Consider the following 22949-nt stretch of genomic DNA (forward strand, 5'->3'; position numbering starts at 1 on the left):
GGGACTGCATAGAGAATAATGCTTTTTTTATCCTAAGGGCTAAATAAAACAACCCGAAAGCTCAACACTTTCGGGTTGTTTTATTTAAGTACTTTCAAACTTACCAGCCCTGATTCTGAGCCAGCGTACCTTTACTATTCTGAATTTCCATCGGAGGGATCGGCCAGACGTGGTGAATAGCCGGATTGAACATCCGGGCGGCGTAAATGACCCGACCATCCGCGTGGTGTAGCGGCTGAGCGTACACGGCCTGAGCATCGCCCCAGCGAACCAGATCAAAGTGACGATCAGTCCATTCGCCCGCCAGTTCGCACCGACGTTCGCGTTTCAAATCAGATAGCGTGGCATTGGTCAGATTAACCAGTCCCGCCCGTTTACGAATCAGGTTCAGTTCCGCATCCGCGTTTTTATTCTGCATCAGTTTGGCTTCCGCTTTGATCAGCAGTACATCCGCGTACCGCAGCAAAGGAACGTTCAGCGACGTAGAAGGCTTATCGCCGTTCGGATTCACGTACGTACCAATCGGATTGGCATAGCCGTACGGTTCCATGTACTTGCGGAACTGATACCCCGTCCGGTTGCTTGAACTTACTTTAAAGTTATCCTGGTTATAGGTACGCTCCTCACCGAAGTACATGAACTTGTCACCTGTTTTCAGAATCGTAGCTTCGCGGCGTTTGTCTCCCGCCGGGTACGTATCGTATAGTTCTTTCGTCGGATAGAAGTTACCCCAGCCATTGTACAGTCCCCAGCCTTTATCATCCAGGCATACACCGGGAAAAATACAACCAAACCGCGTATCAGATGCACTCGAGGTTACTGACCAGATATACTCTTTCGACCAGTTATTAGCCGTTTTAAAAACGTCTTCAAAATTATCCAGCAGGGCGTGCTGACCGCTCGTAACAACCAGATCCGCGTATTTCTCGGCGTTCGCCCAATCTTTGGCGTACAGATACGTCCGGGCCAAATACGCCCAGGCTGCCGTTTTATGAGCCCGTCCGTAATCCGCGTTTTTATACGTGGAAAAGAGAGGTAACAGATCCGCCGCCTTTTTCAGATCTTCGGCGATGTAGGCGTAGTTCTCCGCCACGCTTTTCGTCCGGGTTACGTAAATATTTTCCGGGTTTTCGCGATCCTGAATGGGAATCCCCGCCCGGTTATCACCGTATCGATAGGCCAGTTCTAGGTGCATAACGGCATGGTTGAAGTACGCTTCGCCGAGGTACTGGTTCTTCAGCTTTTCATCCATCGTAATTTTCGGCACATTTCGCAGTACATCATTGGCCCGTTTCATGACCATGTAATGCTTAGCCCAGATGTTCCGCGTATCGGATTCGTCGCCCGTTACCTGAAAATTCTTGATCCGTTCGGCATTGTCGCGGGGTTTGGTACCAATGTCGTCGCTGGCGTTATTGAGCCAGAAGAAACCCCGACCGTACATGTCGTCGTCGCTGTACAGTTCGTAGATGCTGTTCACACCCGCCAGAGCGTCGCTGGAGGTTTTCCAGAAGTTACCCGTGGTGGGGGCTCCCTGCGGGGTCATGTCGAGATTTTTGTCGCAGGCCATTAATCCTAGAGCCAGCAGAAGAATATATTTTTTCATGACGGATGATTAGAAAGAAAGGTTTACGCCAAACATGAATACGCGGGACAAGGGATACTTGGCTACGTCCTGACCAAAGCTACTGATCCCTACTTCGGGATCCATGCCGCTGTATTTGGTGATGGTAAACAGGTTCTGTCCGGTCAGGTATACGCGTGCTTTTACGGCTTTGGTAACCGTAGCAGGTACGGTATAGCCCAGCGTCAGGCTTTTCAGTCGGAGGTAGCTTCCGTCTTCGAGGTAGAAGTCTGAAATACGGCTGAAGTTACTGTTGGGATCCGAACCCGCCCGCAGCCGGGGAATCGTGCCACCGGGGTTGCTCGGGCTCCAGGCGTCTTTTACTTCTTCCAGCATGTTGTAACCCGGATAGGTACCGGGATTCAGGGCCAGATTTCGCAGGGAATTGAAGATTTTATTACCCGCGGATCCCTGGAAGAATACGTTCAGATCGAAGCCCCGGAAGGAGGCATTTCCGTTCAAACTATAGGTTTTGGTCGGTAATACGTTGCCGAGTACCACGCGGTCTTTATCGTTGATTACGCCGTCGCCGTTGGTATCAAGAAATTTAAAATCACCCGCTTTAGCGTTAGCCTGGTAACGAGCACCACTGCTGTTTACATATTCCGCAGCTGCCACATCGGTTTGAAAGATACCCGCCGTCTGGTACCCATAGAAGGCTCCGAAAGGCTGTCCGACCATGTGAAAATTGGAGTTGGGCAGATTCCGTACCCGCGATCCGATGGGCAGTAATTCCTGACCCGACGGCAATGATTTTACTTCATTTTTCAGGAACGAAACGTTAGCACTCAGATCGTACTTGAAGTCGCCTAAGCTTTGCTGATACGTCAATCCAATTTCGATTCCCCGGTTTTCGGTTTCGCCAGCATTGATGGTACGGCCATCGGGCGTACCGGCTACGCCTGGGAGTTGCTCCTGAAACAACATGTTCTGGTTACGTTTCGAGAACACGTCAATCGAGCCAAACAGGCGGTTTTGCAGGAAGCCAAAATCCAGACCTACGTTTGTTTGCTGGGAGGTTTCCCATCGCAAATTGGGGTTAGATAAGGCCCGCTCAGCGTATCCGTAGTTGATGACGGGCGTTGATCCCAGCATAGCCATCGACTGGGCCAGCGGCAAACTATACGCATAATCCGACAGACCAGCCAGGTTACCAATCTTACCCCAGCTGGCCCGCAGTTTCAGGTTACTAATCCAGTTGGTACGGCTCAGGAAGGCTTCGTCCGAAATGTTCCAACCCGCTGACAACGACGGGTACCACTCCCAGCGACTGGCGTTCAGCAGTTTAGACGTACCATCGCGACGAATGATCGCCGAAAACAGATATTTCTCGCCAAAATTATAGTTGGCCCGTCCAACATAAGACTCCAAACCACGCTCGAATACATTCGAGCGGTCGTACTGAATCAGCTTGGCATTTTTCAGGTACCGCAGGGAAGGGTCTTCATTATCAAAACCCGTTCCTTTCACCCCAAAATCTTCGGCTTTGGTATGCTGATACGTATGACCGACGAGCAGATCGAGGTTATGTTTTCCGGCGAAGGTCCGGTTGAAATTCAGGGTCTGTTCGTTCAGTACATCCGTGGAGCTGTAGCTGCTTTGGTACAGTTCGTTGAAATCGAAAATCTTACCGGGCTCGGTTACGCGTACCGTAAATTGCTTGTAATCGTTTTTGATTTGCGTAATCCCCCAGTTACTTCGGAAGTTCAAGCCTTTGATAATTTCCCATTCCAAATACGGGTTGATGAATACATTCGTGACGGGATTGCGGTTGTCCAGACGCTTCAAATACGCCACTGGGTTGACCAGATCCCCGTACGAACCCGCGTACTGCTCGGGTACACCCCCGAATCGACCAGAACCGTCGTTGCGGTAGACCGTGGCATTGGGCGGATAGAAAATGGCCGTTACGATGGCTCCGGTATAGGCACTCGTTGTGTTTCCGGTTTGTCCATTATTAACGGTATACGACAGGTTTTCACCAATTTTTACGCCCTTGGCAATCTGATGCACGGAGTTGAGCCGCAACGTGTACCGATCCGAGTACGTATTCAGCAGAATCCCTTCGTTTTTACGGTAGCCGCCCGAGAAAAAGAAGTTCGATTTTTCCGTACCGCCGCTCACCGAGGCATCAATGTTGTAGATTTTCCCGGCTTGGAACAGCTCGTCCATCCAGTTGGTTTTCGTCACGCGGGAATCCGGATTGATGGTCGCATCAAAGGCCGGGATTCGGGGCAAACCGGTGTTATCGGTTGCCGTATTCATGGCGTCAGCAAAATCAGCGGCGTTCAGGGGTTTAAGTTTTTTAGCTACCTGCTGAAAACCCTGCTGGTAGTTCAGATTCACCTTCATCTGACCGCTGGTACCGCGTTTGGTCGTTACCAGAATAACCCCCGCCGAAGCCCGTGCTCCGTAGATAGCAGCCGACGCATCTTTTAGTACACTCACCGACTGAATATCATTCGGATTGATCGAGCTAAACGTTCCCGGATAAATAACGCCATCCACAACCAGCAGAGGACTCTCATCGTTCAGCGAACCAATCCCGCGTACCTTAATGGTAGGCGAAGCGGTAGGATCCCCCCCTTCGTTGACCACCGTCACACCCGCTACGGTTCCCTGGAGTACTTCCGACGCATTGTTATAATTCCGGCTACTGATTTCCTTAGTCGGAATGGTGGCTACGGCTCCGAGTACTTCTTTTTTCTGCTGAGCACCGTATCCAACGACGACCATTTCCGTCAGTTGTTTCGAAGAAGGCGTCAGGGCAATATCCAGACTGGTTTGTGATTTTACGGCTACCTCTACGTTGGTGTACCCTACGTATGAAATCACCAGCGTTACGTCACCGTCGGGCAGTTGCAGACTATACCGTCCATCGGCACCCGTCGTTACACCGATTTGTGTGCCTTTGATCGCTACCGTTGCTCCAGCCAGAGCTTCGCCCGTTTCCTGATCGGTCACGCGGCCCGTAATACGTCCGGCCTGAAATACGCTCGCTTCCAGCCGATCGCGAACCATCCGCAGATGTACCAGATCAGATTGTGGCTCGGCGGCCAAACTACCCAATCCTAGAAAACAGCCCATCAGCGTAATCCAGGGGGTCTTTGAATAGATTTTTTCCATAGGAAATTTGAACGAGTAGATGTTTCAATAGGATTCAGATAATCCGTGGGATTTAACAGGCAACACACCTGACCTCAGTTTCCGAAGGTACTGAGTAGGGCGAAGTATTCATCAGGAAAAGAGGAAATTGGAAGCTTGGCGGGACTATAACTTGAAATCAACGGCGTATTCGTTACGAAACGCTTACTTCGGTCAGATGACCGTTCTGATTTAGGCTTGTATTTATCCGCATCGTTAAATCAGCCGCAAAGAGAGTTCATCCAAAGACAATCACCGAAGATTGTGAATTATGTATTTATGAATTCTTAATCTGTTTTGTTAAACAAAACTTGATTTCACAAATCCGTATTTACGCTTATTATACACGGCTCGCTGCGGGTGAAATGCGGGGTGCGTCCTGCCCGGTAGGCACAGCCTACCAACTTTTGCGTCCGTAGCCAATGCTACGGACAACCCATCCCGCTACCTTTACCGGATTTTACCTAAAAAACTGAAAACCCTTGCTATCTCAGATTTGCAATCTGGAACCTACCAGTTGCGAATTCTAATTCACTAGGATTGTAAATCCGTAACAGCCAGCTTTCGGATTGCAAATTCGAAAGAGCAAGTTCGTAGATTAGCCGTTCCATTCATTTTTGGTCTTCTTCGCATGAAAAAATACTACCTGACCCTCTTGCTGGCGACTTCGCTTTTCTCGTCGAACGCCCAAAGCCTCTACGAACCCGCCGTATTTACCGATGCCCAGCGTTTGGGAAAAATCCGGCAGGCCCTCCCCGCCGTTGAAAAACTGGTGGAAGAAGAATTCAAGAAAAATAAATTTCCGGGGCTGGCTTACGGCATCATCGTGGACGGGGAACTCCTGCATACCAAAAGTTTTGGGTATACCGACATCGCCCGCAAGACGCCCGCCAGCGAAAAATCGCTCTTCCGGATTGCGTCCATGAGCAAGAGTGTAACCGCGATGGCGATTCTCAAGCTACGCGATGAAGGCAAACTTCGCCTCGACGATCCCGTGCAACAGTACATTCCGGAACTCAAGAAAACCCCGGCTCTGACGGTTGATGCCCCGCTCATTACCATTCGGCATCTGCTGACGCACGCGGCGGGCTTTCCCGAAGACAATCCCTGGGGGGACCGTCAACTCGCCATTTCGGATATGACTTTTCTGAAAATGCTCAACAAGGGCGTCAGTCTTTCCAATCCGCCGGGTATTGCTTACGAGTACAGCAACATGGGTTTTGCCATGCTGGGTCGCATTATTACCGTGGTCAGCAAAATGCCCTATCAAACCTACATTGACCAGAACATTTTCAAGCCGCTGGGCATGACGCAGACCTTCTGGGAATATGCAAAAGTACCAGCTGACTTACTGGCTCACGGGTACCGCTGGGAAAATGAAAAATGGTCCGAAGAAAAGCTCTTGCACGATGGAGCCTACGGAGCCATGGGCGGTTTGATCACTTCCATTGAAGATTTCAGTAAGTATATGGCCTTTCATCAGGCTGCCTGGCCGCCTCGTAGTGAAGCAGGCTCTGGCCCAATTAGCCGGAGTTCAGTACGCGAAATGCACCAGCCCGCTAATTTTGCCAGTCTTGTTACCAATACGAAGGCCGACGGTAAGCCCTACAGCATCGCTACGGCTTACGCGTATGGCTTACGTTGGACCAAAGATTCGGACGATATTATGACGGTCGGACACAGCGGAGGCCTACCCGGCTTCGGCAGTAACTGGCGGATTTTGCCCGAGTATGGCATTGGTGTGGTGAGTTACATGAACCTCACGTATGCCAACGCCAACGCCCTCAACACGAAGATCATTGACCTGCTTCGGGTACAGGCCGATTTTCACAAGCGACAACTGCCCGTATCGAAAGTACTGGCTCAACGTAAAGAGGAAATCATCAAGGTTTTGCGGGACTGGAATCGGGCCAATCAATACCCCATTTTTGCGGAGAATTTCTTCCCCGATCATTCACAGGCCATCCGCAAGAAAGCCTCGGATGAACTCTTTGCCCGAATCGGCAAGATTGTAAGGGTGGGCGAACTGGTTCCAGAAAACCAGCTGCGGGGAGCTTTTATCATGGAAGGTGAAAAAGGAAAAGTACAGGTCTATTTCACACTTTCGCCGGAGAAACCCGCCCTGATTCAACAACTGGATCTGCGGGAAATACAGTAAACGCAGCTAAACCGATGCCGGGCTTGCTTAGTTCTAGTACTCGAATCGCCAGGAAGTAATTCCAGGCATTATTCTTTGATCAATTCCTTATTTTAACACTTGTACGAATCATGGAATATAGAGCATTAGGTGAATCAGGAGTAAAAGCTTCCGCCATTACGTTTGGAGCCTGGGCCATTGGCGGCTGGATGTGGGGCGGAGCCGACCGCAAAGAAGCCGTTGAAGCCATTCGAGCCTCCATTGGCGAGGGCGTTTCTTCGATTGATACGGCACCCATTTACGGTCAAGGCGTTAGTGAAGACATTGTGGGCGAAGCTCTGGCGGGCATTTCCCGTGATCAAGTACAGATCCTGACCAAGTTTGGAATGCGTTGGGATGTGCAGAAAGGCGATTTTGCCTTCCATACCAAAGACAACGACGGGCAGGAACTGGACATTTACAAATACGCTTCCCGCGATAGTATCATTGAAGAATGTGAAAATAGTCTGCGTCGCCTGCGTACCGACTATATTGATCTGTACCAAATCCATTGGCCCGACATCACTACACCGATAGACGAGACTATGGAAGCGTTGCAAACGCTGCTCCAGCAAGGTAAAATCCGGGCGGCGGGGGTTTGTAATTATTCGCTGGACCAGATGAAAGAAGCGAATCAAACGCTTAAGCTGGCTTCCAATCAGGTACCGTACAGCATGGTAGAGCGGACGATTGAAAAAGACGTTGTTCCGTACGCCATCGAAACGCAGACGGCCATCATTGCGTATAGTCCTTTGCAACGGGGTATTCTGACGGGGAAAATCAAACCCGGTCATACCTTTGCCGAAGGAGATCACCGCCCCACTACGAAGTTCTATAAGCCAGAAAATATTGAACGAATCAATGCTTTTCTGGATAAAATTCGTCCAATAGCCGATGAAAAACAGGCGACACTCTCGCAACTAGTCATTCGCTGGACGATTGATCAGCCCGGTATCACCGTAGCCCTTGTGGGAGCCCGGAACGCGGAACAGGCCGTTCAGAACGCTCGAGCCGCTCAGATTCAACTTTCGAGCGAGGAAATGAATCAAATTAATACGTCGCTTTCCGAGCTGGTACTCGCTGAATAATCAATCACTTAACTAGTATTTGTCATTAAGAAGGGGTTTGTAGAGTGCTACAAACCCCTTCTTTTTTGTGTAAATGAACTGCTAAATCCCTTCTCTAGAATCTTTCTAATATCCACTCAAATCTTGCTCTCCTACAAAATTAATGCGTTTTAACCGGCTGAATCATTGCAACGGTTTGCCGAAAACCACTATTTTTGCCTCAGTACTATTCAAAGGGTGTTTATAAAAATTTCATTTTAAACATCTTCCTTTGGATCATAAGCCTATTTGATACCCTAACCCTACGATGCGTTGCAGGTCACCTTACTGCAACAAATGATCGTACTCACCCAATTAGCGAAAGCATGATCCCCGAAGTTGTTCAGACCATACCGCTTCAGTACTACATTTATCTTGCTACAGCCCTTTTTGTGATTGGAATTGTGGGGGTACTGACCCGCCGAAATGCCATCATCATTTTTATGTCCGTCGAATTGATGTTGAATGCTGTCAACCTGTTGTTGATTGCCTTTTCGGTCTACCGCTCAGACCCCAATGGTCAGGTGTTTGTGTTCTTCATTATGGCCGTTGCGGCCGCTGAAGTAGCCATCGGTCTGGCCTTGATTGTCATGATTTACCGAAACGTTCGGTCCCTTGACATTGGCTTGCTAAATAAACTGAAGTGGTAATTTTCTAATCATCGCCTCCAATCGATGGTATATTCTTTATTCCCGGCCAACGGCTAACAGTCCCTATGAATCTAGCCCTGCTTATTCCTCTACTGCCCTTTATCGGTTTTCTAATTAACGGATTAGGATTCCGGCGAATTCCTAAATCTCTGGTTGGTATCATCGGCACCGGAGCTGTAGTAGCTTCCTTTGCCTTGGTGCTTAGTCTTTTCCTAAATTTTTCGGGTGAAGCTCAGCACATACCCGTGTACGACTGGATTACGGTTGGTTCGCTGAATATTTCCTTCAGCTTTCAGATTGACCAACTTTCACTGATTATGATGCTGATTATTACGGGAATTGGTTCGCTCATTCACCTGTACAGCATCGGCTACATGCACCACGACGAGGGCTTTGGCAAGTTCTTTGCCTTTCTTAACCTGTTCGTCTTCTTCATGCTTTTGCTGGTCATGGGCTCGAATTATCTGGTCATGTTTATTGGCTGGGAAGGCGTCGGTCTTTGTTCGTACCTGCTCATTGGGTTCTGGAATCAAAACCCTTCGTACGGCTACGCGGCCCGCAAGGCGTTTGTCATGAACCGAATTGGTGACTTAGGCTTTCTGATCGGTATTTTTCTGATTTTGAATCAATTCGAAAGTCTGGAGTTTGCGAGCGTATTCCCGGCGGCGGCCCAGCTGAGTGTAGGCGATCAGGGTATTTTCTGGATTACGCTTTGTCTGTTCATCGGAGCGATGGGTAAATCCGCTCAGATTCCCCTGTATACCTGGCTTCCCGACGCTATGGCCGGTCCAACGCCCGTATCGGCTCTGATCCACGCGGCGACGATGGTAACGGCGGGTATTTATATGATTGTTCGCTCGAATGTTTTGTACACGCTGGCACCGGATACGCTGCACCTGGTCGCCTGGATTGCCCTGATTACTGCTCTGCTGGCGGCTTCGATTGGTCTGTTCCAAAACGATATTAAGAAAGTACTCGCTTACTCTACGGTATCGCAGTTAGGCTATATGTTCCTGGGCTTGGGCGTTGGAGCGTATACTTCCGGCTTCTTCCACGTCATGACGCACGCGTTTTTCAAGGCACTGCTTTTCCTGGGAGCGGGTTCGGTTATTCACGCCATGAGCAACGAACAGGACATCCGGTACATGGGTGGCTTACGCAAGAAGCTACCGGTTACGTTCCTGACCTTTCTGCTCGGTACCATTGCGATTTCCGGGATTCCGCCGTTCGCGGGCTTCTTCTCCAAAGATGAAATTCTGGCTCATGTTTTCGAGCACAGTCCGCTGATGTGGGGGCTGGCCGTAATCGGTTCGATGATGACGGCATTCTACATGTTCCGTCTGCTTTTCCTGACCTTTTTCGGCGAATTCCGGGGCACGCACGAACAGGAACATCATCTGCACGAGTCGCCTTTTTCGATGACTTTGCCTCTGATCGTATTGGCGATATTATCCGTACTGGGCGGTTTTCTGAACGTACCCGCCGTACTGGGTGGTTCGGCGAAACTATCGGCGTATCTGGACCCGATCTTCGCTTATTCAAAACAGGTAAACCCCGAAGCCTTCGCCGAGACGCACCTCGACCACTCGACGGAATTCATGCTCATGGGTGTATCCGTAGCCGGAGCCGTTCTGGCGATCATCTTTGCTTTCGTGCTCTACGTTAGTCGGAAATCAGTACCTGCTCCAGATGCTGAAATAACGGGTTTACCCAAGCTGGTTTATCACAAATACTACATCGACGAGCTGTACGATTCGCTGTTTATCAAACCGATCCAGGCCCTTTCCCGCGTGTTCTACAATGTTACGGATCGACTCCTGATTGATCGTTTCGGCGTAGAAGGACTGGGTAATTTCGTTCGCGGCCTGTCGAATGAATTCCGGTTGCTGCAAACCGGTACTACTTCGTTCTACGTGTTCATCATGGTTATGGGCATTGCCGCCATCCTCATGTACAGCCTGCGTACGCTCATTTTTGGTAACTAAGACTTAACGGATCTATGCTCACCCTTGTTCTCATACTCATTCCACTACTCGTTGCTCTGGTGTTGCTGGCCCTGCGGGGCGGGGCGGTCAAACGGGTAGCTCTGATCGCCTCCCTGGCTGAACTGGCTCTGGCCGTTTATGTGCTGGCGTCCTTTCAACCCGATACGACGAGTCAATTTTCCTTAAGTTATCACTGGATTAAATCCGCGGGCGTACAGTTTGCCATCGGTATCGACGGCATTAGTGTCTTACTGGTTTTGCTCAGTACGCTGCTGGTTCCGCTGATTATTCTATCGACATTCAACCATAGTTACCGTAATCCCTCTTCCTTCTACGCCCTGATTCTGTTCATGCAATCGGCGTTGGTTGGGGTGTTTGTGGCGAAAGATGCGTTTTTGTTCTACTTCTTTTTCGAAGCAGCCCTGATTCCGATTTACTTCATTGCGGCTCTGTGGGGCGGTGAAAACCGGATTAAGGTGACGTTCAAGTTCTTTATATACACCATTTTCGGTTCGTTATTCATGCTGTTGGGGCTGGTGTATCTGTACCTGCAAACGCCCGGTACGCACAGTTCTCTGCTCACCGCTTTTTACGGTTTGAACCTGTCAGCTTCGCAACAAGGTTTTCTCTTCTGGGCACTATTCATTGGATTTGCCATTAAAATGCCCGTTTTCCCCTTCCACACTTGGCAACCGGATACATACGTCGAGTCGCCTACGCCCGCCACAATGTTACTGGCGGGGATCATGCTGAAGATGGGAACCTACGGACTCATCCGTATCGTATTGCCGATCGTACCCGAAGGTGTGCAACAATGGGGACTCGTTGCCATTGTTCTGGCCGTAATTGGCATTGTGTACGGTTCAATTATTGCGATCCAGCAACAGGATATGAAGCGGCTGGTGGCGTACTCGTCGTTTGCTCACGTCGGACTGATGGCGGCGGGTATTTTCTCCCTGACGCTCGACGGCTTACAGGGTTCGCTTATTCAGATGCTGGCTCACGGGATCAACGTCGTCGGTCTGTTTTTTATCGTTGAAATCATTTTCAGTCGCACGCAATCCCGCGATTTGACTCAACTCGGCGGTATTACGCAAAATTCACCCGTACTCAGTGTTTTCTTTATCATCATGGTACTGGGTAGCGTGGCCCTGCCCCTGACCAATGGTTTTATCGGCGAGTTTTTATTACTGAAAGGCGTCTTTACCTACAATACCTGGCTAGGCGTTATTGCCGGTACGACGATTATTCTGGGAGCAGTGTATATGCTTCGAATGGTACAAAAATCTATGTTCGGTCTCCAAACTACCGTTACTGAACAGTTTACCGATTTGAATCTCAACGAAATTCTGGTGCTGGCTCCGCTGGCGGTGTTTGTCTTCTGGATCGGCCTGTTCCCGAACGGATTCCTGAAACTTACCGAACCTGCCGTAGCTGAATTGCTGCGAGCCATGAAATGATCTTTCCACCCGTGACCTTTTCAGCATTATGCTCTCCATTATTTCTCTCTCTATTTTCGGCATTCTGAACCTGTTTTTGGGGTTCCTAAAGTCCCGGCAGGTACTCCTACCCGCTACGTTGCTCTTTCTACTGGTAGCCCTGGTACTGAACTCGCTCGACTGGAACGATCAGGCTCTGTATTTCAGCGACATGCTACGGGTGAATAACCTCTTTGTTAACTTCTCAGCAATTGTTCTGGTTACCTCACTTTTTGTGGTCAGCCTCTCCCGCAGCTTTGGGGGCGATGATGAGCACACGCACCCGGCGGAGTACTACGCCATTTTACTTTTTTCAGTAGCTGGGGCTATGATGATGATTGGTTTTGAAAACCTGATCATGCTTTTTGTGGGTGTGGAAGTATTGTCAGTAGCCATGTACGTATTGACGGGTACGGATAAACGTAACCTGCGTTCAAACGAAGCCGCTTTAAAGTATTTCCTGATGGGTTCGTTCGCCACGGGCATTTTACTTTTTGGCGTAGCCATGATTTACGGAGCTACGGGTTCCTTCAAACTAGGCGGGATTGCTACCTATGTGGAAGTTGCTATCCGCTACGGTTCGGTTTCTCCCCTACTGTATGTGGGCCTGTTGTTACTCTTTATCGGCATGCTTTTTAAAGTTTCGGCAGCTCCCTTCCACTTCTGGACGCCCGACGTATACGAAGGAGCTCCCACGATCTTCACGGCCTTTATGTCTACCGTTGTAAAGACGGCTGGCTTCGCGGCTCTGTATAAACTGGCCTCGGTAGCTTTTGGAGGAGCTTACGGTTTCTGGGCTCAGACGATGGCTATTATTACGGTACTGACGTTGCTCGTGGGCAATATTACGGCGGCGTACCAGAGCAGTTTCAAACGGATGATGGGGTATTCGAGCATTTCACACGCAGGCTATTTGCTCCTGGGTGTGGTAGCGAACGTTTCGGCTTCTCCCTCAGCTATTCTGTTTTATTCACTGGCGTATTCTCTGGCTACCGTTTCCGCCTTTGGGGTACTGATGGTGGTTTCGGAGAAAAAACTCTATGAAGGAGGTGCTGATGAACGCTACGAAGCTTTCAACGGCTTGGCTAAAACCAATCCTCTACTGGCTTTTGTTATGACGATTTCAATGCTTTCACTCGCCGGGATTCCATTAACAGCCGGTTTTTGGGGGAAATTTTTCATCTTTTCGGCGGCGGTTCAAGCGAATCTTACTTCCCTGTTAGTCATTGCCGTACTGATGTCCTGCGTAGGTATTTACTATTACTTCCGGGTAATTATTTCGATGTATTTAAAACCTAGTGATAATAATCCGGTTATCGTTAGCAACGGATTTAAATTAACTTTGCTCCTCACTACAGCATTAACACTCCTTTTGGGTGTTTTTCCTGACTTGGTGAAGAACATATTCTAGGTTTTACAACACATTCAACCCTTGAAGCAGACCCTTCAGCAACCTTTGGAGACGAAGAAATCCAAGCTACTCAACACGCGTGATTTAATTGCCTACTTTCTTGTAGCCGGTACAGGAGCCGCCGTTCAAATTATTGCCGGCGGCTTTTTTCGGGAATACATGAGCTATTATGCTTCTGTATCCCTAGGTTACATTGTTTCTTTTATCGTTGGTTTTGTGCTAACGAAACTTTTTGCCTTTGATGCCAAGAGTTCTGGGCAGACCCGTCGTGAGATGGTTAAGTTTGGCATGGTGGCCGTTCTTTCCTTCTTTATTACGCTGGGGGGCTCGAGTCTGGCTCTCTACGTTTTCAATGTCATCCATCCCGAACCTCTCTTCTACGAATTCCCGCTGTCCTTTTTGCCGGAGAAAGCCCGCAATATTAACGTCAAGGAATTTGGTGGTCTACTCGTTGGTATGGGACTGAGTTTTACGAGCAACTACATCATGCACAAAACCTTTACTTTCAAATCAACGGGTTTTTACGATCGAATTAAAGATTATCTTAAAGGTATTCCCGAATAGAATTCATTCTACTCCTTTTGACCAAACCTTAAGATTCATTACAGGGAATCTTAAGGTTTTTTTTATCTTAAAATGGTATTTTATCCAAAAAATATAGGATTAATTAGGATAAAATTAAGAAATCGAGTAAAAAACTTAAAAAAACCTTAAAGCAACGCTTGTTTTATTGAAAATCTAAGCCCAACTTTGCTACGGCAATAAACCCTAAAATCATCACAAAAATGAAAAAATTGTTCGCCCTGTTCCTCCTAGGCACAATGGTTTCTTTGGCAGCTTGCCAAGAAAAGAAAGCTGAATCTACTGAAACTGCTGATTCTGCTGCTGTAACGGTTGATACGACGACTGCAGTTGACACGGCAATGACGGCTGATACGGCTGCTGCTGATACTACGAAATAATTCGTTGGTAGGAACCAAGCCAAAGCCTTGCCTTACGGCAAGGCTTTGTCGTTTTTTGTAGGATGGAGTCGCTCTTACACCAACATTTGCCTTCGGATACGGTTGCCTACTGTTTAAGTCTGTGGCAACAACATCCCTTTGATTTCCAGATTACCCGCCCTCGCCGCAGTAAATTCGGTGACTACGCCTACTGCTCCCTTAAAGGCCATCGGATTTCCATCAACGGAAATATGAACCGTTACGCCTTTCTCATCACGTATTTGCACGAAGTAGCCCATCAGCGGGTCTGTATCCGATTCGGTACGGGCGTTGCTCCACACGGACGTTCCTGGAAAAAAATGTTTCGGGAATTATTACAACCTGTCCTAACCGAACACGTGTTTCCGGCGGATATTTTACTCCCTCTGCTCGATTACGCCCGTGATCCCAAAGCGGCCACGGCTTCGCACCAGCCCCTGTATCAGGCTCTTCGTCGCTATGATCAGCATCCGGAAGGTACGCTCCGACTCGTCGAAGTACCCGAAAACCAATCTTTTGAATTGGGAGGCCGCACCTTCATTAAACATCAGAAACGCCGTACCCGTTTTTTGTGTACTGATCAGCAAAATGGTCGACAGTATACGGTTCCTGCGGAAGCAATGGTTCGCTTACTTGAGGTACGGATTGAGCCAAATTCACGTTATTAGTGCAGGTTCGGTTATTACATGAAACAAACGTTTATTGGGCTCCTATTGCTGCTCTGGATTCCGCTGCAAAGTCAGGGGCAGGCTTCGGTATTGGCGGAAGGCTCCTGGTTAAAAATCGGGGTTACAAAAGATGGCGTATACAAACTCGACGCTGCTCAGCTGCGAAAAGCGGGCTGGCCTACCGTTGATCCGCGTCAGCTTTGCCTGTACGGAAATGGCGGAGCGGCCCTTCCCCAGCCCAACGCAACACCTCGCCAACGAGATTTACGGGAAAATGCCCTCTGGATCACGGGAGAAACGGACGGTCGGCTAGATGCCGAAGATGGCATTTACTTCTACGGAACAAGCCCCCACGAAATTCGGCTGGATACCCTGACGGGGCGGTTTTCCCACGCATTAAATCCTTATTCGGATACTACCTATTATTTTCTGACACGGAGTACCCACGGTTCTCCTAAACGCGTGACGACGGCTCCCTCGCTTAGCCAGGGCACGAATCTGACCAGCTACGACGACTACCTGTTTCACGAAAGTGAAGAAATCAACCGCGTTACTTCCGGACGAAACTGGTACGGCGAAATTTTCTACGTTACCTCTGAACGTACGATTTCCTTCAAAATACCGGGTGCCGTACCGAATACCCCTTTTCAGCTAACTTCGGCTACCATGGGCTATAGCTCCGTAGCGACGCAATTTAGTCTGAAAGTAAACGGCCAGCCTTTAGGCAACCAAACTATACCGGCCACTACCTATGATCGTTACGATTATAAAGGGATTGAAGTAGCGACGACTTTTCCGGGAACCCTGCCTGCCTTACCGGCGGATGGAACGTTTGCAACAACCCTTACCTATAACCGTAACGGCGACAATGCCGCTCAGGGAGCCTTGAATTACTTAGGCTTGCAGGTACAACGACCGTTGAGTTGGATGGGCCAGGGGTTCCGGTTTCGCTCATTGGCCAGTCGTACCCTGCCGCAGGTACAAATGACTTTGGCTAACGCACCGGCTTCGCTGCAAATCTGGGAGGTATCGGAAACGGACGTTCAGCAAATGGCCTTGCGTAATGGAACGTTTGGCTATACCCCAGCGGGACGTATCCACGAATTTGTGGCTTTTTTACCCGAACAAGCCCTTACCCCAGCATCGATTCTACCCACGGGTAATCAGAATCTTCAGCAAAAAAATACGCCTCAATTACTGATCATTTGCCCCCCAGCCTTCCGTTCGGAAGCGGAACGGCTGGCGGCGTTTCGGCAATCACACGATCAGTTGACATCCTTAGTCGTTAGTACGACTGAAGTGTATCATGAGTTTTCGTCCGGTCGGCTGGATCCGACGGCTTTACGGGATTTTATTAAACGACTTTCCGATCAGCAACCCGGTACGTTACAATACGTTTTGCTATTCGGAGATGCCACCTTCGACTATAAAAACATTCTTCAGGAAAATCAGGGTTTCTACGTACCTACGTACGAAAGTCGTGAATCGTTGCATCCCATCTACAGTTATTCCTCCGACGATTACTTCGGTTTTCTGGACAATACCGAAGGTGAATGGCCCGAAACATACGCCGGTGATCATACGCTCGATGTAGGCGTTGGACGCCTGCCCGTAAAGACCCTCACCGAAGCTCGGCAGATGGTAGACAAGCTGATTCATTACGAAGCACCCACCACCCGAGGCCCCTGGCAAAGCCGCCTATCTTTTGTGGCGGATGACGGCGATTTCAACATTCACACGCAGGACGCCGAGCGGCTGGTGAATCTGGCGGCGGCGACCCCTTATCATTCCGAAAAAATTTACCTCGATGCCTATCCGCAAACGGGTTCGGGTACGGATCAGAAAAGTCCGCAAGCCCAGGCGGCTTTATCCAATGCTGTTCGCGAGGGTCGGCTGATGATTGCCTTTGCCGGTCACGGCGGTGTATCGGGCTGGACACAGGAACAAATCCTGAGTTTACGTGATATTTTAGGCTGGCGTAATTATGACCGCTTACCTCTGCTGCTAACGGCGACCTGCGAGTTTGGCCGGTACGACAATCCCGGAGTGGTTTCGGGAGCCGAGCTAGCCCTACTTAGTGCCCAGGGTGGAGCCATTGCCTTGCTAACGACTACTCGACCCGTGTTTGCCAGCTCGAACGCTCTGGTCAGTGAAGCATTTATGAAAGCGGCTTTTCAGCCCGTTAACGGTCAGATGCCCCGCCTAGGTGACATCTTCCGACAAACCAAAAACAACAGTCTGGCGGGTCGGGTCAACCGAAATTTTTCCTTGCTTGGGGATCCTTCCATGCGACTGGCTTATCCGCAGGATTCCCTCCAGCTCGCCTACCCTGACACCCTACGAGCCGGAGCGGAAGTCACCATTCGTGGTACGGCCCCCTTCGATGGGAACGCCTGGATTGAAGTGTACGATCAGGCACGTTCGTACCAGACGCTCGGCGATGAAAACCCGAAATTTACGTATCAGGATCGCAAAAGTTTATTGTACACGGGCACGGTTCCGATCCGCTCGGGAGCGTTCTCTACTCGTTTTGTCGTTCCACATTCCCTACAAGGGGGCATTGGACGCGGAGTAGTTCACGTATATGCCAACGGTAACTCCGCTACCGCCCTGGGTATAGGCCGCCCTTGGGTAGGCGGAATGGCCGCTCAACCCGTAGCCGATCAAGAGCCTCCTGTCCTTCGTTTGTACATGAACGATGAGCAGTTTCAGAATGGCGGTACCACCGATGCGAATCCTACCCTACTCGCCTTTTTATCGGATGATACAGGTCTTTCCTACACCGAAAACCAACCGATTCTGGCTACATTGAACGATACACTTACCTTAAATTTAAATACTTATTTTACGGCTACGGATGCCCGTTCGGGCCAAATTCGTTATCCATTTCGCCAGTTGCCACAAGGTTTGTATCAGCTTCAAGTTCAGGCTTTTGATGGTTTTGGCAAGAAAAGTCAACAAACCTTACAATTTTCCGTACATCCCTATACGAAAAAGAGCCTTCGCAGCGTTAGGGCAATGCCCAATCCTTTTCGGGAACGCGTACGTTTTACCTTCGAACATGAATTTCAGGACGATGATACCGAAATTACTTTCTATCTGTATGATCTTACCGGACGTTTGCTGCATCAGCAGACCTTCCAAAGCTATAGTACCCCTTCCCCTTACGAAGATTTACAGCTCGAAAATTCGGAATTAAATACGGGTTTGTACATTTATCGTATTTTTGTGCGGTCCCTAACTACCGGTCTCACTGCAAGTGGGAGCGGAAAGATTTCTCACATCAAGTGACTTTTGTTAGTTTTGCGATTAAATACATCCCACGAATGTTCAGTTTAAACTGCCTCAGCAGAGGCACTACTCCCGTACCCCCCGTTTTGGACGGCCTGCACACAGACCTTCAACGTTTAACCCAATCTCGGATGAAAAGACTTCAAACCCGATTTTTTACCCTTGCCTTTCTAGTAGGTTCCTCTTCGTTCGTATGGGCACAAAATGGTAGTGGGATTACAGGCGTCAATGGTGACCGTGTTCCTCTTCCGGCTGTTCCTTTTGTAAATATCGCTCCGGACGCCCGTTCAGCGGCTCTCGGAGATGCTGGTGTGGCTCTCAGCCCGACTGAAGCAGCGGGTACGTACTGGAACGTTTCAAAACTCATTTACGCGGAACACGACGCAGGAGCCAGTATTTCGTATACGCCCTGGCTTCGTAACGTGATCGGCGATATGTGGTTAACTCATGTGACGGGTTACAAGAAGATTGGTAAAAATCAGGTCATTGGTCTGTCGCTTCAGTATTTCAACATTGGCGACATTCTCTTCACCAACGAACAGGGAACCATTACGGGCGACTTCAACTCCAAAGAATACGCGATCGGTGGTTCATACGCCCTCAAATTGTCGGATAAACTGGCACTGGGCCTGAACCTGAAATATATTAACTCGAACCTGACCGGTGATCAGGTGGTTGCGGGCGTTGCTCTGCGTCCCGGACAAACCGTAGCGGGTGACATTGCCCTATTTAGCAACGGCTATAGCCCGGAGAAGAAATGGTACGCCAACTACGGGATCATGATTCAAAACCTGGGTGGTAAAATCAACTACGGTGGTACGGCCCAAACGCCTTACTTTATCCCTACGAATTTGAAAGTAGGTACAGCTATCACCAATCGTCTGGATGAGAAAAACTCCCTGACGCTGACGGTTGACCTGAATAAACTTATGGTCCCAACACCTCCCGAACGTGATGCAGCAGGCGACATTATTCCAGGTCGTGGTTCCGATCCTGATAAGAAGGGTTTATTCGAAGGCGTCTTTGGCTCCTTCGCTGATGCTCCTGATGGCTTCAAGGAAGAGTTGCAGGAAGTAACGGTTTCAACGGGTTTGGAGTACAACTGGAATAAAATCCTATCGGCTCGTCTGGGTTACTTCTACGAAAACCCAAACAAAGGCAATCGTAGCTTCATTTCCGCGGGTTTCGGGGTACGATATCAGAAAGTGGGTCTCGACTTTTCGTACCTGTTCCAGGGCGGAGGACAGCAGAATCCGCTGAATAACACGCTCCGCGTATCGTTGTCTTTCCTGTTTGATAAAAAGCAACGCATCGAAGAAGCTCCCCGCGACGATTTTTAACACGACGTTTGTATAAGATAAGAAAATGGCATTCGAAGGAGTGCCATTTTTTATTTCCACTCCGGTAGTTTTGTACCGTACCGTTTTTAGTACCTTGGCGGTTTGCCCGTATGAAAACTCCGTTTTCCCGGCCAGGAATCTCTTACCGGGAATGCAATTAGTAAATGAATGATGACACTGAACCGCAACCAAGCTCCTGATTTTCAGCTTACCGATACTATTTCCCTGATTCCCGTAGCCACCCATACGCTCGATAACGGCATACCCGTATACGTTATCACGGCCGGGGAACAACCCGTTGTACGCATCGAGTGGATTTTTGAAGCCGGTGGCTGGGATGAGCTTCTACCCAATGTTTCAACCTTTACACTGCGGATGCTTAATGAAGGCACCCAGCAACACACGGGTGCTGAACTAGCCGAATTCTTCGATCAGTATGGTTCCTTTCTGGAATTACAGGCTTCTTCGGACCGCTCGACGGTGACGCTGTACGCCTTACGCAAACATCTGCCCGTACTGCTGCCCCGAATTCAGGAATTGTTGCAGGAGGCCACCTTTCCCGCCGAAGAGCTGGAAGTACAGCGAACCATTGCCTTACAGACCTTACAGGTCAACGAAGAAAAAACGTCTTTCCTGGCTTCCCGGGGTTTCCGCGAAACCTTGTTTGGCAAAGGACATCCGTACGGAAAAAACCAGACGCAGGAAAACCTGAAAGCCTTTTCCCGCGAGGATTTAGTAAACTTTTACCAGTCGCACCTGGCGGGGCAAGCCTTTCGGGTATTCGTGGCTGGTCAGGTAGACGAAACGGAAGTACAGCTACTCAATCAGGTATTTGGTCAGCAGAGCGTTCAGGGTGCGAAGCCCCGGCCAGCCTACGAATTTCCGGCGACTCCGCCCGAAAAACCTCTGCTCCTGGATATGCCCGAAAAAATGCAATCGACGCTGCGAGTGGGCAAACGGAGCGTGAATCGAGTACACCCGGATTACTACAAGGTGCTAGTCACGAACGAGATCTTTGGGGGCTATTTTGGTTCGCGATTGATGAAAAATATTCGGGAAGAAAAAGGCTTTACCTACGGTATTTATTCCCAACTCAACCACTTCGCCCAGGCGAGTCAGCTGGTGATCGGTACGGACGTTAACAAAGAATTTACCCAGCAAACCCTTGATGAAATTCAGAAAGAGCTGGTACGGCTACAAACCGAGCCCGTGCCGCTTGAAGAGTTGCAAACGGCTCAGAATTTCATGATCGGGCAATTCGTGGGTTCATTGAATACGGCATTCGAAATCGCCGATCGGCATAAAATCCGAATTCTAAATCAATTACCTGACGATTACTACGAACGCCATATCGAACGCATTCGGGCAGTAACCCCCGAAGACGTACAGCAGGCCGCCCAGACCTATTTTCAATGGGATTCGATGATTGAAGTAGTGGCTGGTGGGAAATAAAAGCGATACAGCTTTATATAAAAAAGAAAGGGCTCAGGAGATTTTCCCGAGCCCTTTCTTTGTGTCTGCATGTTATGCTATTGATCAAGTTTTCCCGTTCGGAACACCTCGTACAAACTCTGAATAAAAATGAGAATTAGAATAAAAGGCAGCAGGTGAGCCCCCCAGATGAAGGCTTTGCCCGTAAACTGATACGTACCCGACGAAAATTGAATGAATACATTCATGAAGGCCATCGAAGCAATTACCAGCAACAAAGCTAGCAGCAGCACTGCCGTACGTACCGGAAAAAACTTTTTGATCAATTCACTCATCAAGATCGAAAAGACTACCGCCAGCAATACGAAAACTAAAGCCCGCGGGAAATTTTTGATGTAGGAGTAGCGATACAGCCAAATGCCCACCCGACCAATGAGATTGGGATGCGAAAGCAACCAGGCATCCGTTACTGCTAAAACCAGATAGAGCAAATAGTGGGTACGAAAACGCATTCGAATAAGTAAAGTTTGAAGGTTTGGCGTTTAGAGTTTAGAGTTATTGAAATAGCACATCCATACCCTCGTGTCCTTGGTCTCCAATGCAGACTGACGCTAAACCCAAAACCGCTAAACGCTTAACAGAGTCTTAATTTTCCTGATACAATACCTGAGTTACGGTTTGGCCTACGGCTTTCATGACGTTTTTGTCAATCACTTCCATGTTGTCCTTATGGGTATGGTGATAATCGCCGAAGGTCTTCGGGTTGTTCACTTTCATTTCCACAATGTCCACCATCGGGATATTTGCCACTTCGTTTACAGCTACGTGATCGTCCGTCAGACCGCCACCGGGTACCGGCAGAAAGTACTGATTATAGCCCAGTCGGCTCGCCGTATTCCAGATATTTTGTACAACGCTTGGAGCATATTGCAGGGAGTAACTCTCCTGCGGGAACTGAGCTCCTTTCGCTCCTACTAGATCCAATAAAATCCCGTAATAGGCAGAATAACCCGGTTTATGCGGATTTTTCGCCCAATATTGAGAACCTAACGCCCAGTTGGATCGTCCCTGAGCGGGTGTCATTCCTTCCTTCTCGCCCCAATCTTCAATATCAAAGAAAATAATATCGATACCGACATTCGGCAACGGCTGGGCCTTCAGATTGCGGGCAATCTCCAACAGTACGCCAACGCCGCTACCGCCGTCATTCGCTCCGTCGAAAGGTTTGTTTTTGTACTGAGCGACGGTATCCTTATCCGCAAAGGGACGCGTATCCCAGTGAGCCGTCAACAGAATGCGTTTGGCGGCGTCGGGATTGATACTGCCAATGATGTTACGGGCATTGAGCTTGGTACCGTCAAAAGCCGTCTCGGTAAAGGTCTGCTCGGTCACCGCAAATCCATAACTTTTCAGTTTGGCCACCATCCAGTCTCCGCAGGCCCGATGGGCTTTTGAATTGGGAATCCGGGGACCAAAATCAACCTGCTTCTGGACAAAAGCATAGGCCGAATCCGCGTTGAACACCGGAGCTGGAGCCAGCTTCGTCTCCTCCGTGGCCGTACTCTCCGCACTTTTCGATTTTTCTTTACAGGATTCAAGCAATAGGCCGCCCATCAACAGCAGCCCAATCAGGGTGAGGGTACGTTTCATAGGTAGTTTGTGCAG

16 protein-coding genes are annotated in these 22949 nt (G+C 49.2%); 12 read left to right on the forward strand and 4 right to left on the reverse strand.

Features of this window, described 5'->3' with window-relative positions:
- Positions 1-100 precede the first annotated feature (100 nt).
- Entirely contained in the window at positions 101-1606 is a 1506-nt protein-coding gene (locus C5O19_RS13585) for a RagB/SusD family nutrient uptake outer membrane protein (RefSeq protein WP_104713047.1), read from the reverse strand.
- A gap of 9 nt (positions 1607-1615) precedes the next feature.
- Positions 1616-4750, reverse strand: coding sequence for a SusC/RagA family TonB-linked outer membrane protein (locus C5O19_RS13590; protein ID WP_104713049.1), 3135 nt, complete (start codon positions 4748-4750; stop codon positions 1616-1618).
- A gap of 649 nt (positions 4751-5399) precedes the next feature.
- Between C5O19_RS13590 and C5O19_RS13595 the strand changes: the two genes are divergently transcribed.
- The 12 genes from C5O19_RS13595 to C5O19_RS13645 all read left to right on the forward strand — a co-directional run bounded on the left by C5O19_RS13595 (position 5400) and on the right by C5O19_RS13645 (position 21305).
- Positions 5400-6926, forward strand: coding sequence for a serine hydrolase domain-containing protein (locus C5O19_RS13595; RefSeq protein WP_104713051.1), 1527 nt, complete (start codon positions 5400-5402; stop codon positions 6924-6926).
- A 110-nt stretch (positions 6927-7036) separates the two neighbouring features.
- Positions 7037-8032, forward strand: coding sequence for an aldo/keto reductase (locus C5O19_RS13600; protein ID WP_104713053.1), 996 nt, complete (start codon positions 7037-7039; stop codon positions 8030-8032).
- A 344-nt stretch (positions 8033-8376) separates the two neighbouring features.
- The gene (nuoK, locus tag C5O19_RS13605) at positions 8377-8700 is read left to right on the forward strand and encodes an NADH-quinone oxidoreductase subunit NuoK (RefSeq protein WP_104713055.1); all 324 of its coding nucleotides are present in this window, start codon (positions 8377-8379) and stop codon (positions 8698-8700) included.
- A gap of 65 nt (positions 8701-8765) precedes the next feature.
- The gene (gene nuoL / locus C5O19_RS13610; protein ID WP_104713057.1) at positions 8766-10685 is read left to right on the forward strand and encodes an NADH-quinone oxidoreductase subunit L; all 1920 of its coding nucleotides are present in this window, start codon (positions 8766-8768) and stop codon (positions 10683-10685) included.
- 14 nt (positions 10686-10699) lie between these two features.
- Positions 10700-12145 carry a complex I subunit 4 family protein gene (locus tag C5O19_RS13615; protein ID WP_104713059.1) on the forward strand — a complete coding sequence of 482 codons (1446 nt, stop codon included), beginning with the start codon at positions 10700-10702 and terminating at the stop codon, positions 12143-12145.
- 28 nt (positions 12146-12173) lie between these two features.
- Positions 12174-13574, forward strand: coding sequence for an NADH-quinone oxidoreductase subunit N (locus C5O19_RS13620; RefSeq protein ID WP_104713062.1), 1401 nt, complete (start codon positions 12174-12176; stop codon positions 13572-13574).
- A gap of 21 nt (positions 13575-13595) precedes the next feature.
- On the forward strand, positions 13596-14138 hold the full coding sequence (locus C5O19_RS13625; protein WP_243406378.1) for a GtrA family protein: 543 nt from the start codon (positions 13596-13598) through the stop codon (positions 14136-14138).
- Between the two features lie 221 nt (positions 14139-14359).
- On the forward strand, positions 14360-14536 hold the full coding sequence (locus C5O19_RS26035) for a hypothetical protein (protein WP_165796020.1): 177 nt from the start codon (positions 14360-14362) through the stop codon (positions 14534-14536).
- Between the two features lie 62 nt (positions 14537-14598).
- Positions 14599-15222: a SprT family zinc-dependent metalloprotease gene (locus tag C5O19_RS13630; protein WP_133163362.1), complete on the forward strand. Its 624-nt coding sequence runs from the start codon at positions 14599-14601 to the stop codon at positions 15220-15222.
- Positions 15223-15240: 18 nt separating this feature from the next.
- A complete protein-coding gene (porU, locus tag C5O19_RS13635; protein ID WP_104713067.1) occupies positions 15241-18513 on the forward strand; it encodes a type IX secretion system sortase PorU in 3273 nt (1090 codons plus the stop codon).
- A gap of 131 nt (positions 18514-18644) precedes the next feature.
- Entirely contained in the window at positions 18645-19853 is a 1209-nt protein-coding gene (porV, locus tag C5O19_RS13640) for a type IX secretion system outer membrane channel protein PorV (RefSeq protein WP_104713069.1), read from the forward strand.
- A 168-nt stretch (positions 19854-20021) separates the two neighbouring features.
- Positions 20022-21305, forward strand: coding sequence for a M16 family metallopeptidase (locus C5O19_RS13645; RefSeq protein ID WP_243406379.1), 1284 nt, complete (start codon positions 20022-20024; stop codon positions 21303-21305).
- Between the two features lie 77 nt (positions 21306-21382).
- On the opposite strand, the gene C5O19_RS13650 is transcribed toward C5O19_RS13645, so the two are convergent.
- Both C5O19_RS13650 and C5O19_RS13655 read right to left on the reverse strand, forming a co-directional pair.
- Positions 21383-21796, reverse strand: coding sequence for a hypothetical protein (locus tag C5O19_RS13650; RefSeq protein ID WP_094808275.1), 414 nt, complete (start codon positions 21794-21796; stop codon positions 21383-21385).
- 133 nt (positions 21797-21929) lie between these two features.
- A complete protein-coding gene (locus C5O19_RS13655) occupies positions 21930-22934 on the reverse strand; it encodes a M28 family peptidase (protein WP_243406380.1) in 1005 nt (334 codons plus the stop codon).
- Positions 22935-22949 lie beyond the last annotated feature (15 nt).

Source organism: Siphonobacter curvatus, from assembly GCF_002943425.1.
Classification (GTDB): Bacteria; Bacteroidota; Bacteroidia; order Cytophagales; family Spirosomataceae; genus Siphonobacter; species Siphonobacter curvatus.